Origin of the sequence: Selenomonas sp. oral taxon 892 str. F0426, assembly GCF_000468035.1 — a bacterium.
In the GTDB taxonomy this organism is placed as follows: Bacteria; Bacillota; Negativicutes; order Selenomonadales; family Selenomonadaceae; genus Centipeda.
Genome location: NZ_KI260514.1, coordinates 16,468 through 16,945, shown reverse-complemented (window position 1 = coordinate 16,945; position 478 = coordinate 16,468). Strand labels below are relative to the sequence as shown.

The 478-nt window shown below is 46.7% G+C and carries 1 pseudogene; it reads right to left on the bottom strand.

The window, feature by feature from the left end:
- A pseudogene (locus HMPREF1992_RS11960) lies at positions 1 to 478 on the bottom strand (hypothetical protein); the annotation flags it as partial.

Genomic DNA, 478 nt, shown 5'->3' with positions numbered 1-478 from the left:
TCTTCCATTTATTGAGATTGCTCATCCTGCGCAGACGGTAGTTATAGCATCCGCGCATAAGCTCTGTAAGCTGACCGTCCTTCCATAAATATAAGGGCGATCCCGTGCTGACCAGATATTTCCCCTGTCCCAGAGGGCAGAGACTTGTACGGACAGTCGGATTCGTTTCCAGTTCCATAAGCAGCTCGTCCTTTGCACTGTAAATCTTTGAAATATACCTTTTCCCGGAGATAAGATAATCCAGATTTGCAGGAAAGCGCATATACATTCCGTCATGAATTGGATAGCGGACACTATAATCCGGTGCGCTCCATCTGCTTTCCGAAGTATAGGTTTCCCCTGTAACAGAGTCTCTTGATGTTGTTTTGGTTTTCTCCATCCAAGATTCCATGTTCTGACCGTCGAAGAACACATAACGGTCGGTGCTGACATGACTTCCGTCTCCCCCATGCTCTGATATGGAGTGCCATATCATCAC